14 protein-coding genes are annotated in these 13789 nt (G+C 76.0%); 11 read left to right on the top strand and 3 right to left on the bottom strand.

What is annotated here, in order from left to right; genetic code table 11:
* The first annotated feature begins 20 nt into the window (after nucleotides 1–20).
* Genes ACZ466_RS51710 through ACZ466_RS51660 form a run of 11 tightly spaced genes read left to right on the top strand, consistent with a single transcriptional unit; the run spans nucleotide 21 to nucleotide 10059 of the window.
* Entirely contained in the window at nucleotides 21–806 is a 786-nt protein-coding gene (locus ACZ466_RS51710; RefSeq protein ID WP_378287855.1) for a 2,3-dihydro-2,3-dihydroxybenzoate dehydrogenase, read from the top strand.
* Nucleotides 807–841: 35 nt separating this feature from the next.
* Nucleotides 842–1501 (top strand): isochorismatase family protein, encoded by a 660-nt coding sequence (locus ACZ466_RS51705; protein WP_378287854.1) that lies wholly within the window; start codon nucleotides 842–844, stop codon nucleotides 1499–1501.
* A gap of 19 nt (nucleotides 1502–1520) precedes the next feature.
* Complete coding sequence (locus ACZ466_RS51700; protein ID WP_378287853.1) at nucleotides 1521–1772, top strand: acyl carrier protein; 252 nt, start codon at nucleotides 1521–1523, stop codon at nucleotides 1770–1772.
* A 3-nt stretch (nucleotides 1773–1775) separates the two neighbouring features.
* A complete protein-coding gene (locus ACZ466_RS51695) occupies nucleotides 1776–3287 on the top strand; it encodes a class I adenylate-forming enzyme family protein (RefSeq protein WP_378287852.1) in 1512 nt (503 codons plus the stop codon).
* The gene (locus tag ACZ466_RS51690) at nucleotides 3284–4426 is read left to right on the top strand and encodes a beta-ketoacyl synthase N-terminal-like domain-containing protein (protein ID WP_378287851.1); all 1143 of its coding nucleotides are present in this window, start codon (nucleotides 3284–3286) and stop codon (nucleotides 4424–4426) included. Before ACZ466_RS51695 ends, ACZ466_RS51690 begins: the two co-directional genes overlap by 4 nt.
* Nucleotides 4423–5382, top strand: a complete 960-nt coding sequence (locus tag ACZ466_RS51685; protein ID WP_464042270.1) for a beta-ketoacyl synthase N-terminal-like domain-containing protein — start codon at nucleotides 4423–4425, stop codon at nucleotides 5380–5382. The genes ACZ466_RS51690 and ACZ466_RS51685 overlap by 4 nt, the downstream gene beginning before the upstream one ends.
* Nucleotides 5382–6587 (top strand): beta-ketoacyl-[acyl-carrier-protein] synthase family protein, encoded by a 1206-nt coding sequence (locus ACZ466_RS51680; protein WP_378282768.1) that lies wholly within the window; start codon nucleotides 5382–5384, stop codon nucleotides 6585–6587. Before ACZ466_RS51685 ends, ACZ466_RS51680 begins: the two co-directional genes overlap by 1 nt.
* Nucleotides 6584–7477: a beta-ketoacyl synthase N-terminal-like domain-containing protein gene (locus ACZ466_RS51675; protein WP_378282769.1), complete on the top strand. Its 894-nt coding sequence runs from the start codon at nucleotides 6584–6586 to the stop codon at nucleotides 7475–7477. The genes ACZ466_RS51680 and ACZ466_RS51675 overlap by 4 nt, the downstream gene beginning before the upstream one ends.
* On the top strand, nucleotides 7474–8274 hold the full coding sequence (locus ACZ466_RS51670; protein ID WP_378282770.1) for an SDR family oxidoreductase: 801 nt from the start codon (nucleotides 7474–7476) through the stop codon (nucleotides 8272–8274). Before ACZ466_RS51675 ends, ACZ466_RS51670 begins: the two co-directional genes overlap by 4 nt.
* Before the next feature lie 28 nt (nucleotides 8275–8302).
* Entirely contained in the window at nucleotides 8303–9007 is a 705-nt protein-coding gene (locus ACZ466_RS51665) for an SDR family NAD(P)-dependent oxidoreductase (RefSeq protein WP_464042269.1), read from the top strand.
* Complete coding sequence (locus tag ACZ466_RS51660) at nucleotides 9004–10059, top strand: LLM class F420-dependent oxidoreductase (protein WP_464042267.1); 1056 nt, start codon at nucleotides 9004–9006, stop codon at nucleotides 10057–10059. Before ACZ466_RS51665 ends, ACZ466_RS51660 begins: the two co-directional genes overlap by 4 nt.
* Before the next feature lie 12 nt (nucleotides 10060–10071).
* Here ACZ466_RS51660 and ACZ466_RS51655 read toward each other — a convergent pair whose 3' ends face one another.
* From ACZ466_RS51655 to ACZ466_RS51645, 3 genes are read right to left on the bottom strand one after another with little or no spacing between them, the layout of a single operon-like run.
* Complete coding sequence (locus tag ACZ466_RS51655; protein WP_378282773.1) at nucleotides 10072–11247, bottom strand: nucleotide disphospho-sugar-binding domain-containing protein; 1176 nt, start codon at nucleotides 11245–11247, stop codon at nucleotides 10072–10074.
* The gene (locus ACZ466_RS51650) at nucleotides 11232–12236 is read right to left on the bottom strand and encodes an NAD(P)-dependent oxidoreductase (protein WP_378282774.1); all 1005 of its coding nucleotides are present in this window, start codon (nucleotides 12234–12236) and stop codon (nucleotides 11232–11234) included. Before ACZ466_RS51650 ends, ACZ466_RS51655 begins: the two co-directional genes overlap by 16 nt.
* A complete protein-coding gene (locus ACZ466_RS51645) occupies nucleotides 12223–13788 on the bottom strand; it encodes a carbamoyltransferase C-terminal domain-containing protein (RefSeq protein WP_378282775.1) in 1566 nt (521 codons plus the stop codon). The genes ACZ466_RS51650 and ACZ466_RS51645 overlap by 14 nt, the downstream gene beginning before the upstream one ends.
* Between the last annotated feature and the right edge of the window lies 1 nt (nucleotide 13789).

Genomic DNA, 13789 nt, shown 5'->3' with positions numbered 1-13789 from the left:
CCCTACCTAGGATGCCGGTTGTGACAGAAAACGGATTCGGCGGAAAAGTCGCCGTGGTCACCGGGGCGGCCGGCGGAATCGGCGCCGCGGTCGCCCGGCGCCTGGCCGCCGGCGGCGCCGTCGTGGCGGCGCTGGACGTCGACGCCGAACGGCTCTCCACGCTCACCGGGAAGCTGTCGGCCGACGGGGCCGCGGGCCGTCCGTACGCCGTGGACGTGGGCGACAGCACGGCGGTCGACGAGGCGCTCGAGCAGATCGAGCGCGACCTCGGCCCGGTCGGCGTGCTGGCCAACGTGGCGGGGGTGCTGCGCAGCGGCCCGGTCACCGAGCTCGACGACGCGACCTGGGCCGAGGTCATGCGCGTCAACCTGGACGGCGTGCTGCACTGCTCGCGCGCCGCGGCCCGGAGCATGGTGCCGCGCCGGGAGGGCGCCATCGTCACCGTCGCCTCCAACGCCGGCTCGGTGGCGCGCTCGGCGCTCGCCGCCTACAGCGCCTCCAAGGCCGCGGCCGCGGCCTTCACCAAGTGCCTCGGGCTCGAACTGGCGCCGCACGGGATCCGCTGCAACGTGGTCTCCCCGGGCTCCACCAACACCACGATGCTGGGGGCGCTGCTGAGCGAGGGCGACGCGGTCTCGAACGCCGTCGCCGGGTCCCTGGAGAACTACCGGAACCGGATCCCCCTGAACCGGGTGGCCGAACCTGAGGACATCGCGGACGTCGTGGCGTTCATGGCGTCCGAGCACGCGCGCCACCTGACCATGCAGGAGCTGATCGTCGACGGCGGAGCCACCCTCCGGCTCTGACCGGCGGCGTCGACAGGGACGGAGCACACATCCCGATGGGAATCGCCGCGATACCGCCCTATCCCATGCCGCCGGAGTCGGCGCTGCCGGAGCCCCTGGTGGACTGGCGGCCGGCCCCGGCGCGGGCGGCGCTGCTGATCCACGACATGCAGCGCTACTTCCTGGCGCCGTACCAGGAGGTCAGGTCCCCGGCGGCCGAGCTCGTGGGCAACATCCGGCTGCTGGCCGGCCGCGCCCGCGCCCTCGGCATGCCCGTCCTGTACACCGCGCAGCCGGGCGGGATGACGACGCGCGAGCGGGGCCTGCTGCACGACTTCTGGGGACCGGGCATGCGCAAGGACCCCGTCGACAACGGCATCGTCGACGAGCTGGCGCCCGAGCCCGGCGACACGGTGCTGACCAAGTGGCGCTACAGCGCCTTCGTCGGCTCCGATCTGGAGGAGCGGCTGCGGGCCGGGGGCCGCGACCAGCTGATCGTGTGCGGCGTCTACGCGCACGTCGGCGTCCTGATGACCGCGTGCGACGCGTTCTCCCGCGACATCGAGACCTTCTTCGTCTCCGACGCGGTGGCCGACTTCACCGAGGAATACCACCGGCTCGCCGTCCGGTACGCGGCCGAACGGTGCGCGGTCGCCACGAGCACCGGGCGGCTGCTGGCCGCGCTCGCTCCGGCCGGCGCGGAGCCGGTGTCCTGACCGTACGACAGGGATGGCGATGCAGGAGCACACACGGCAGCGGCCGACGTCCGAGGCCCTTCGCGCGATGGTCGCGGAGATCATGGAGATCGACGTCGGCGAGGTGACGCCGGAGGCGTCCTTCCCCACCGACCTCGGCATGGACTCCCTCCAGAAGACCGCCGTCGTGGTGGCGATGGAGCAGCGGTTCGGGGTGACGCTGGCGCCCGAGCAGGCGGCGGAGGCGCGCAGCGTCGACGACCTGCTCCGGCTGGTCGGCGGGGAGGTGTGAGGCATGGGACTGGTGGCCAGGCTGGTCGGCGACCGCGTCGCCGCGGGGCAGGGTGACCAAGCCGCCTTCACCGACGAGACCCTGGGCGTGGTGAGCTACCGGGCGCTGCACGACGCCGTGCGGCGGTACGCGACGCGGCTGCGCAAGGGCGGGTGCGTCATGGGCACGCGCGGCCTGGTCGTCTCCGACGACTCGGCGGGCGCGGTGCTGGCGTGCCTGGCGCTCTGGGCGAACGGCTGCGTCGCGGTGCCGGTCAGCCCGCTGCTCACCGACGAGGAGATCGCGTTCATCGCCCGGGACTCCGCGGCCACCCTGGTCCACTTCGGGGTTCCCGAGGCCCGCCGGCGGGCCCTGCGGCCGCTGCTCGCCGACGGGCTGGCCGTCTTCACGGCCGAGGAGGCGAACGAGGCGTTCGACGAACGCGCCGTCCGGGGCCACGAGGTCTCCGCCGCCTTCGGCGAGGAGGAGGGCGCGGAGGCGGAGGTGCTGCTGCAGTACACCTCCGGCAGCACCGGCCGTCCCAAGGGCGTCCGGCAGAGCCTGCGCGGCCTGCTCGCCGTCATCGACGGCTTCGGGCGCCGCGTCCCGCTCAAGCCCGGCGACGTGGTGCTCTCGACGGCGAAGCTGTCGTTCGGGTACGGGTTCGGCAGCTCCCTGCTGTGCCCGCTGGCGGCGGGCGCGCACGCCGTGCTGCTGGCGGGGCCGGTCGACGTGTACACGCTCCTGGCCGCGCTCCGCCGGCACAGGCCGACGGTGTTGTGCACCGTCCCGCGGATGTACGCCCTGCTCCTCGAGCACGTCCGGGACCGGTCCGACCTCGCCTCGCTGCGGCTCGGCCTGTCGGCGGGGGAGCATCTCCCCGACGAGCTGAGCGGGCGCTTCACCGCCCGGTTCGGGACCCCGCTGGTGGACGCGCTCGGCGCGACCGAGGCCGGCCACATCGTGCTGATCGCCGACGAGGGCCCGCGCCGGGGCGCCGTGCCGGTGCCGGGCGTCACCGCGACGGTGCGCGACGAGCGGGGGCGGGTGGTCTCCGGGGAGGAGCCCGGGCGGCTGCACGTCAGGGGGGCCAGCGTCGCGCTGGGCTACCTCGACCGCCCGGAGCAGGACCGCGAGGTCTTCGCCGACGGCGGCGTCTACACCGGCGACATCGTCAGCCGCACGGCCGAGGGCCGCCTGGCGTACCTGTGCCGGGCCGACGACGTGCTGAACCTCGGCGGCCACAAGGTGGCCCCCTCCGAGATCGAGGCGGTGGTGGGCGGGGTGCCGGGCGTCGCGCGCTGCGCCGTCGTGGCGGGCACCGACGAGGCCGGCCTCGCCCAGGCGATCGCCTATGTCGTCCCGGAGAAGGCGGGCGCGGAGGAGGACCTGGGCCGCGCCGTCCGCGCCGCGATCCGCAAGGGGCTCGCCGCCTACAAGCGGCCCGCGCAGGTGCGGTTCGTGGACGAGCTGCCGACGACCTCGACCGGCAAGCTGGCCCGCTACCGGCTCCGGGACCAGGTGAACCGCGGATGAGCTGGGACGTCATCGGAACCGGAGCGGTCGCGAGCGTGGGCGGCTCGGCCCCGGAGATCTTCGCCGCGCTGTGCTCGGGGACCCGCGGCCTGGCCGAACTCCGCGCCTTCCCACCCGGCCGGTACCGCGCCCGGGCCGCCTACGAGATCGACGACCGGGAGACCCCCGGGCGGGACGAGCCGGGCCGGGCGACCCGGTGGCTGAAGGCCGCGATCGCGCAGGCGCTGGGCGAGGCCGGCCTCGACGGCGCGCCCGGCGGCCTCCCCGTGCTCATCGGCACGACGCTGCGCGAGCAGCGGACGGCGGAGCTCTGGTGGACCGGTGAGGCGCCGCTGCGGCCCGAGGACCTGCACTTCGGCACCGCCCTCGCTGGCCGGCCGGGCGTCGGCCTGTCGCACACCTTCGCCAACGCGTGCGCGGCCTCGCTGTGCGCCCTGGCCCTCGGCACCGACCTGATCGACCTGGGAGAGGCCGAGACCGTCGTCGTCGCCGGGACCGACTCCATCGCCGAGAGCGTCTTCGGCACGCTGGACCGCGTCCAGAACGCGGTCCCCACCGCGCTGCTGCCCTTCGACCGCAGCCGCCGCGGGATGCTGCCCGGCGAGGGCGCCGCCGCGGTCGTGCTGTCCAGGACGGGTCTGCACCCGGAGCGGGCCCGGGCCCGGCTGCTGGGCGTCGGCACCAACTGCGACGCCCGGCACCCGACCGCCCCCACGCCCGAGAGCATCACCGCGGCGATCCACGACGCGCACCGCCGCGCGGGGGTGGGACCCGCCGACATCGACCTGGTCATGCTGCACGGCACCGGCACCCCGCTCAACGACGTGTCGGAGGCCAGGGCGCTGACCGAGGTGTTCGGCGCCCCGGACGCCCGGCCGCTGATGACGGCCGTCAAGGCCGTCACCGGGCACACGCTCGGCGGTTCGGGCCTGCTCAGCCTCGTCATGGCGATGCTGGCGCTGGAGCGGGGCACGGTGCCGCCGATCGCCGGGCTGGAAGACCCGATCGAGGAGGTGGCCGGGCTCGGCCTGGTCGCCGGGGAGCCGCGCCGCGCCGCGCTGGCGACCGCGCAGATCGACGCCTTCGGGTTCGGCGGCATCAACGCGGTCGCCGTCCTCGGGGCGGGGGCCGCCGCATGAGGCCCCGCGCGGTGATCACCGGGACCGGGCTGGCCGTGCCGGGCCTGAACGAGGCCGCCGACCTGCTCGGCGACGGGACGTCCGGCGACGGAACGTCCGGCGGCAAGGGCTTCGACCCCGCCCGGGACCTGGAACGGCGCGGGTGGAAGTACCGGGACCGCGCGTCGCGGCTGGCGTCCTGCGCGGCCGAGCCCGCGCTCCGCCGGGCGCGGCTCCTCGACGGCGGCGGCTACCGCGGCCCCGGGAACCGGACCGCGGTGGTGGTCAGCTCCAACTTCGGGGTCCTGGAGAACGTCTGCGGCGCGATGGACGTGATCGTCGAGCGGGGTTCCGCCGCGCTGAGCCCGATGAGCCTGCCGCACACCGGCGCGAACATGACCGCCGGGTGGCTCGCCATCGACCACGGCCTCAGCGGCCCCAACCTCACGGTGTGCAACGGCGCCACCGGCGGGATCGACGCCCTGTACTGGGCCCGCAACCTCATCGCCGCCGACCGCGCCGACATCGTCCTGGTCGTGGGCGTCGAGCCCGACGAGAGGGCGGTCGCGCGGCTGCTCGGGGACGGCGGCGGGGCCGGGCGGCTGGACGGCGCCGCCGCGGTGGTCGTGGAGTCCGCCGGCTCGGCCGCCGCCCGGGGCGTCCCGCCGCGTGCCGCGCCGGCCGCCTTCGGGCGGGCTCCGGACCTGCCGGCGGCGGTGCGGGCGGCCGCCCGCGGGCCCGTCGGGATGCTGCTCGCCGCCGAGGGCGCGCGCGGAACCGCGGTCCTGGAAGGCGTCCCGGTGCTGGACATCCCCGCCCGGCTCGGCCGCTGCTCGGGCGCCCTCGGCGTGCTGCAGTGCCTGGCCGCGGTGGCGCTCTTCGACCGCGGCGAGGCAGGGACCCTGCTCGCCACCTGCGGCGGTGCCGAACGCGACGACGCGGCCGCGGCACTGGCGCTGACCCCTGCGGAGGTGTGATGGACGGCCGTGACGTGGTGATCACCGGGCTGGGGGCGATCTGCTGCCTGGGCCGCGGCGTCCCCCGGTTCTGGGACGGGCTGCTGGCCGGCGGCGGTGACCCGGCGCGGGTCCCCGACCCGCTGGCGCACATGAAGTCGCCGCACAAGTACCTCGTGCCGGAGGAGGCCGTGCCGCGGGAGCCGGTGGCCGTCGCGCACGCGCCCCTGGGCGCCGGGCCCCGCATGGGGGCGGCGGCGGCACGGGAGGCGGTGGCGGACGCGGGACTGGACGCCGCCGCCCTGGAGCGGGCCGCCGTGGTGGTCGGGGTCGAGATGGGCAACGCCGAGATGCACGAGGGCGACCGTCCCGGCCAGGGCCCCGACGGGACGCGGTGGCGGTCGATGACCGTCACCACCGCGGCCGTCAGCGCCGCGGTGGGCTCGGCCGGGGAGAGCCTCAGCGTGGGCAACGCCTGCGCCGCCAGCGGCTACGCGCTCTCGGTGGCGGCCGACATGATCCGCGCCGGGGAGGTGGAGGTCGCGGTGGCGGGCGGCGCCGACGGCGGGTCGCGGGCGGCGCTGGGCGCCTTCAACCGGATGCGGGCGATGGACCCGGTGCGCTGCCGCCCCTTCGACCGGGACCGGGCGGGCACCGTCTTCGGCGACGGCGCGGCGATGGTCGTGCTGGAGTCCGCCGAGCACGCCGCACGGCGGGCCGCGCCCGTCCGCGCCGTGCTCGCCGCCGCCGAGTGGAGCTGCGACGCCCACCACATCACCGCGCCCGAGCCGGGCGGCCGGGAGATCGTCGACACGATGCGGCGCGCGCTCGGCTCGGCGGGCCTGGCGCCCGGTGAGATCGCGGCGCTGATCCCGCACGGCACCGGCACCCCGCTGAACGACGTCATCGAGAGCCGCGCGCTGCGCGCGGTGTTCGGCGACCACTGCGACCGGCTGCCGCTGCTCAACCTCAAGGGGATGATCGGGCACACCGGGGGCGCGGCCGGCGCGTTCGCCGTGATGGCGGGGGTGCTGGCGCTGCGGGACGGTCTCGTCCCGGCCGCGGACCCGCCCGTGGACCAGGACCCCGAGTGCGAGGTGCTCCTGCCCAAGGGCGCGCCCGCGGCCGTCGAAGGGCGCGCCGTGATGGTCAACGCCTACGCGTTCGGGGGCACCAACGCCTCCCTCGTCCTCACCAGGGGCTCCGGAGCGGGAGGTGCCCGATGACCCGGCTCGCGGTGACCGGTGTGGGGCGCGTGCTGCCGCCCGGTGACGAGAGCGGCTGGTTCGACGTCACCGCCGAACTGCCCGGACGGGGGTACGGGCGGCTGCCCCGGGCGGTCCAGTACCTGCTGGCGGCGGCGAACCGGGCCGTCGAGGACCGGGGCGGCCTGCCGGACGCCGGCCGCGCCGCCGCGATCGGCACCAACAACGCCTGCACCGCCATGCTGCACGCGATGAACCGGACGATCATCGAGACCGACGCCGCGCGCATCAGCCCGCTGGCCGCGCCGTTCTTCGTGGTCAGCCTGCCCGCCGGGCGGCTGGCGATCGAGCTGGGGGTGCGCGCCTTCAGCATGACGCTGACCTCGCCGCGGACCGCGGGCCTGGACGCCCTGCGCACCGGGGCGCGGGCGCTGGCTGCCGGGCGCGCCGGGATCCTGCTCGCGGGCGCGACCGAGGACCTGCTCCCGCCCGAGGAGCCCGGCCACGAGCACTCCGACGAGGGCGCGGTGACGCTGGTGTGCGAGGACGCCGCCCGCGTCCCGGACGGCGCCGTGGTGCGCGGCTACTGCGAGACCGCCGCCGGGTTCGTGGGGCCGGACCGTCCGGCCGCCCCCGTGCTGGAGCGCATGTGGGCCTCGGTCGGCGGGGATGGGAGCCGGCTGCCCGTGGAGGCGGTGCTGGACGACTCGCCCGTCGGCGAGCGCGTCGCGGACTGGTTGAAGGAGCGGGTGCCGGGGGTGGCGATCGTCAGCGCGCCCGCCGGCTGCCTGACGCCCGTCGAGCGGGTGGCGCGGACGCTCGGCGACGCGGGGGTGGTCCTGACGGCCGCCGCCGAGGGAAACGTCACCCTCTGCCGGGTGAGTCCGCCGACGGAAAGGAACGGGCAGTGACACTGGTCTCCCTGCGGGGTTCATGGTCGCTGGTGCTGGGCGTCTCGGGCGGGATGGGCGCGGCGATCGCGCGCGCCCTCGCCGCCGAGGGCGGCAACGTCATCGGCGTGCACTTCGACCGGGCCGCCGGCCGCGAGCAGGCCGCCAAGCTGGCGGACGAGCTGCGGGAGTCGGGCGTCGAGGCGCACTTCCTCAACCTCAACATCGCCGCGCCGTCCACCCGGGAGGCCGTGGTGGCCGAGATCGCCGAGCGCACCGGCGGCGCGGGCGTCCGGGTGCTGGTGCACTCGGTCGCCTTCGGGTCGCTCGTACCGTTCCTGCCGGCCGAGGGCGCGGCCAAGGCGATCACCGACCGGCAGATGGCGATGACCGTGGACGTGATGGCGCACAGCCTCGTCTACTGGGTCCAGGACCTGCACGCGGCGGGCCTGCTGCCGAGAGGGGCGAAGGTCTACGGGCTCACCAGCGCGGGCAGCGTCAACGTGGTGCCCAGCTACGGGGCGGTGTCGGCCGCCAAGTCCGCCCTGGAGTCGCACGTGCGGCAGCTCGCGGTGGAGCTGGCGCCCGCCGGGGTCGCGGTGAACGCGCTGCGGGCCGGCACCACGCTCACCGCCGCGCTCGACAAGATCCCCGGCAGTGCCGAGTACGCCGAGCGGTGCCGGGAGCGGAACCCGCACGGCCGCCTGACCGAGACCTCCGACGTGGGGGAGGCGGTCGTGCTGCTGTCGTCGTCCGACTCGTCGTGGATCACCGGCAACGTCATCGGCGTCGACGGCGGCGAACTGGTCGTCGCCTGAGCGGCGCCGCCCTGGAGGGAGAAGGGACATGCCCCTTGTACTGGTCACCGGCGACCCCGCCGGCGTCGGCGGCGCGGTCGTGCCGCGCCTGGTCGCGGCGGGCCACGAGGTGGTCTTCGCCCACCGCGGCGGTGCCGCGGAGGCCGTGGCCGAGATGGCGGCGAAGGCGGCCGCCGGCGGCGGCCGGGTGCTCGCCCGCGAGCTTGCCGCCGACGACGAGGCTGCACTGCGCGCGCTGGTCCGCGAGGCGGAGGAGGAGATCGGGCCGCTGGCCGCGGTGGTCGCCTGCGCCGTCGACCGCGTGACCGAGGGCCCCGCGACGGCCGGCCCGGCGGAGGCGGCCGACGCCGTGTCCGGGCCGGGCACGGAGGTCTGGGCGGCCGCGACGGGAGGCATGGACGGCGCCTACCACGCCGTCCGCACGGTGATCTTCTCGTTCGTGCGGCGCCGCGGCGGGCGCGTGATCGCGGTGACGTCCGCCGCGGGCCTGGACGGCGACCCCGACCGGCCGCTGGAGTCGGCCGCGGCGGCGGGCGTCGTGGGCTTCGTCCGCTCGGTCGCCAAGGAGTACGCCGGGTACGGCGTCACCGCCAACGCGGTCGCCGCCGCCCCCGCCGCGGCCGGCGCCCCCGAGACGGCACAGGTCGCCGACGTGGTGGCCTTCCTCGTCTCGGACCAGGCCGCCTCGCTCACCGGCCAGGTCCTGCGCGCGGGCGCGGAGCCGGCCGCGTGAGGCTGGGGGTCAACCTCGGGTACCTGCGGCCCGGACGGCGCCCCGAGGACGTCCTCCTCGTCGCGGAGGAGGCCGAACGGCTCGGCTACTCGGTCGGCTGGGCCGGGGAGGCGACCGGATCGGACGCGGTGTCGCTGCTGGCCTGGCTCGCCGCGCGCACGACCCGGATGGACCTCGGCGCGGGCGTGATGCAGATCCCCGCCCGCAGCCCCGCGATGACCGCGATGACCGCCGCGACCCTCGACACGCTGTCGGCCGGCCGGTTCCGGCTCGGGCTGGGCGTGTCCGGCGGCCAGGTGTCCGAGGGCTGGCACGGGAGCCGCTTCACCGACCCCCTCGGACGCACCCGCGAGTACGTCGAGATCGTCCGGATGGCGCTGGCGCGCGGTCCCGTCGAGTACGCCGGGCGGCACCACACCCTTCCGCTGCCCGACGGGCCCGGCCGCCCGCTGCGGCTCGGGATCCGCCCGCCGCGCGCGAGGGTCCCCGTCTACCTGGCGGCGCTGGGCCCGCGGAACCTGGAACTCACCGGGGAGATCGGCGACGGCTGGCTGGCCCTGTTCCTCGACCCCGCGACCGCCGGGAAGCAGCTCGCGCCGATCCGCGCGGGACGGCGCAGGGCCGGGCTCGGCATGGACGGGTTCGACGTGGCGGCCACCGTGCCGCTCGCGGTCGGCGACGACGCCGAGGCGTGCGGGCGCCACGTCCGCGCCTTCACCGCGCTCTACCTCGGCGGCATGGGGACCCGGGGGCAGAACTTCTACACCGGCCTCGCCGCCCGCATGGGCTACGGGGAAGAGGCCCGCCGCGTCCAGGACCTCTACCTGGCGGGGCGGACCAGGGCGGCGGCGGACGCCGTCCCGCAGGGCTTCCTCGACCGCACGTCGCTGCTCGGGCCCGCCGACCGCCTCGCGGCCCGGCTGCGGGAGTACGCCGCCTGCGGCGTCACCACGCTGTGCGCCATGCCCCTGACGGGGACCGCGGAGGGCGACGCCGCGGCGCTGCGCGTCCTGGCGGACGCGCACGCGCACGCGGCCGTAGTAACACTCTGAGGGGGCGACCCCTCAGACTCCCCGGCGAGGGCGGGCCAGCTTCTCCAGCTCGGGCACGATCTGCGCCGGCGTAGGCAGCGCCGCGACCTCCTCCGCGAGCCGCCGCGCCGCCGTCCGGTGGGCGGGGTCGTCGAGGAGGGCGCGGATCGCCTCCCCGATCGCCCTGATGTTGCCCTGGCCGACGACCCGGCCGATGCTGCGTCCCGCGCCCACGGCCGTGAGCCGCTCACCGAGCGCGAAGGTGTCGCCCCACCCGGGGAGGACCAGTTGCGGGACCCCGATCTCGGCGGCCGTCATGCACGTGGTGGAGCCGCCGTGGTGCACGATGGCGTCGCAGGTGCCCAGGAACAGCTCCAGCGGGACGGGCGCGACCACCCGGACCTGGGACGGCACCGGCCCCAGCGCCTCCTGGAACTCGGGCTCCAGCGTCAGGATCGCCTCCACGTCGGGGAGGCCCGCCACCGCGTCGACGACCCGGCGGACCAGCGGGAGGCCGTTCAGGCTCGTGGTGAGCCTGCCGAAGCTCAGGCACACGCGGCGCCGCTCCGGCGGACGCAGCGCCCAGGCGGGCAGGGGCCCCGAGCCGTTGGCGTGCACATGCCTGATCGCCCGCGCCGGCGGGGCGCCCTCGATCTGGAGCGACGGCGGGGTCGGGTCCAGGGTCAGCACCGGGCCGGGCAGGTCGTCCGCCCCCAGGTCGGCCATCGTCATCGGCAGCGCGCGCCGGGCCAGCCCGTCGGCCTGCTCGGTGAACACGTCCACGCCCCAGCGGTGGTGGACGACGGGCACCTCCAGCAGCGCCCCGATCATCCGCCCGCTGAACTCCAGCGGATCGGTGATGATCAGGTCGGGGTCCCAGGCCCGCGCCAGCTCCAGGTACTGCCGCACCATGGCGCGCGCGTCGTCCACCCAGATCTTGTTGAGCGCGTCCCAGTTGCCGTTGACGTCGCGGTAGACGCCGAGCTCGATGGGTCGGCGCCCGTCCACCAGGTGCCCGGCCATCTGCTCCCGGATGTAGAAGGGCGCGCCCACCGGCCAGGTCGGCAGCCCGGCCCGCTCCGCCACCACGACCACGTCCGGATGCCCGGCCGCCAGCACCCGGTGCCCGGCGCTCTTCAACGCCCAGGCGGTCGGGAAGATCGGGGTCAGGTGGGTCGTGACCGGGGTCGTGATCAGCAGTACGCGCATGCCTCTCCTCGCTGTCCGAAGGCGCGGACCGCCGCACGGGCCCGCTCGTCCGTTCCCGCCGCGACCGCCTCCGCGGGCGGCGTCCCGCGTTCCCGCAGCCCCCGCCAGAGCGCGCCGAAGTCCTCGGTGAACGCGGCGTCGCTGCGCCGGCTGCGCCAGGCCACGTGCGGCGACAGGCGCACCCCGGGGAGGGAGCGCAGCGCGTGGCCGGGTGGGAGCGGCTCGGGATCGGTGACGTCGAGCGTCGCGTGCATCCGGCCCTCCGCGCACAGCCGCGCCAGCGTCCGCTGGCACACGATCTGCGCGCGGCTGATGTTGACCAGGTGCAGCCCGTGCCGCGCCCGCGCCAGGACCTCCGGGCCGAACAGGCCGCGGGTCCCGGTGTTCAGCGGCAGCGCCACGACCGCGTGGTCGGCGTCCAGGACCGCGGTGGGCGACGTCGTGTGCTCGATCCTCCCGGACGGCGGACGCGGGGTCCGGCTGAGCACCAGGACGGAGGCGCCCAGCGCCGCCGCCACCTCGGCCACCCGGCGGCCCGTCTCGCCGTAGCCGGCGACCCCCACGCGGGCGTCCCACAGCCCGGCGTCCGCGGCCACCTCCCGGCCGTCCCAGGGCGACCCGTCCCGCCACTGGTGCAGGAGCATCGCCCCGAGCGCGTACTCGGCCAGCGGTGCCGCGTAACACCGCCAGCTGCGGGTGAGCAGCCGGTCGGCGGGCCAGCGCGGCAGGTCCGCGAAGTCCGCGCCCGCCGAGGTGAGATGCACCCAGGACCAGTCCGCGGCCCCGAGCACGGCCGCCAGGTCGCCCGGCAGCCCGCCGTTGCCCATCTCGTGCGCCGCCACCAGCAGGACGTCGCCCCGCCGCGGCCCGTCCCGCCAGTCCCGCGGCACCGGGCCGCCGGGGCCCAGCTCCGCGGCGAGCCGCGCCCGCGCCTCCCCGGCCAGATGCCGGGGCAGCGCGGTGCGCAGCGCGACCTCAGGTGGCGGCATACCAGTCCCGCCCGACGACCATGTGCGTGATGCCCCGCGACTCGCAGTACTCCACCAGGTGGGACATCCGGTTGATGAACCCGTGGCCGTTGAAGTTGAGGCTGGTGTTGCACAGCACGCCCGTCCCGGTGCGCCGCGCGAACGCCGACAGCAGCGCGTGCTGGGCCGGGTTGCCCTGGGCGGAGACCGTCTGCACCCGCGCCGAGCCGTCCACGTGCGTGACCGCCTTGAGTCGCCGGTCCCTGACCCGCCGGAAGTAGAGCATGTGCGGGTCCTCGAAGTCCTCCTGGAAGGCGTCCCCCAGGTCCTCCACCCGGGCGCACGGCGCGATCGGCCGGTACGGCTCGCGCTGCTTGATGTCGTTCAGCAGGTCGTGCGTCTCCCGGCGGAACGGCTCGGCCAGCAGCGACCGGTTGCCGAGCGCCCGGGGCCCGATCTCCCACCGGCCCTGCACCCAGGCCACCACCGTGCCCCGGGCGATCTCGGCGGCGAGGGCGTCCTCGTCCAGGGGGCGGTGCCGCCACCGGGCGGGGTCGGGCGCGGTGTCCCGCACGAACTCCAGGCCCCCGTACACGTCCCAGTCGATGTACGGGTCGCCGGTGGCGGCGGCATAGGCGTCGATGGCCGTGCCGAGCGCGGAACCGGAGTCGTTGGTGCACGGCGGCACGAACACCTCGGAGAAATGGCCGAGGGCGCGCCACGCCGCGTTCCAGTCGCAGTTGAGCCCGCACCCGCCGGAGATCCGCAGCGGGATCCCCTCCGGCAGGTGCTTGACGGCGGCGTCGGCGAACACGCGGAACAGCCGGTCGGTCAGCACCGCCGCGGCCGTCTTCGCCAGTTCGGACTCCACGCCGCAGTCGTACAGCGGGGAGTCTCGGAACTCGGCCTTCGGGACGGGGAAGAGATTGTCGAGCTTGAGGAGCCGCTCGACGACCTGCGCCACCTCCGGGTCGTCGCTGCCGGGATCGCCGAACGCCGCCAGCGCCATCAGCTTCCCGCTGTCGTTCAGCCGGACGAACCCGCCCGTGAACGTGGGGTCGCAGATCCCGAACAGGGCGGCGAACCGGGCGCCCGGCTGGGCCAGCACGGGGACGGTCCGCACGACGCGGTGGCGGTCGTCCACCAGGTAGAAGGACCCCGTGATGCCCTCCCAGACCAGCACCGCCTGGAGCGGGTGCTCGCCGCGCGGGGCCATCCCGATCGCGCCGTAGATGTGCGACCGCTCGTGCGAGGAGGAGAAGTAGCGGACCGGCTTGCCGAAGAACGAGCTGTCCCTGGCGACGACCGCGTCGGTCCCGAAGTAGCCGGCGCCGAAGCTCCCCCGCACGTGCAGGGCCGAGCGGCCCGCGTCGACCTTGGAGTTCCAGCCGCCGATCGCGACGACGTCGGGCAGCTCGCCGAGATGGTCGGCCAGTTCCAGCAGCGTGACCGGGGTCAGGGTGGAGAAGCGGGCGAAGGAGTCCTTCTCCGACTCCAGCGACATCACCAGGCGGCCGTCGCCGACCGCGGCGACCGCCCCGTCGTGCCCGGGCTTGAAGGCTATGACGAGCATG

The organism is Actinomadura rugatobispora (assembly GCF_055379765.1).
This window is presented reverse-complemented; position numbering and strand designations above follow the sequence as displayed.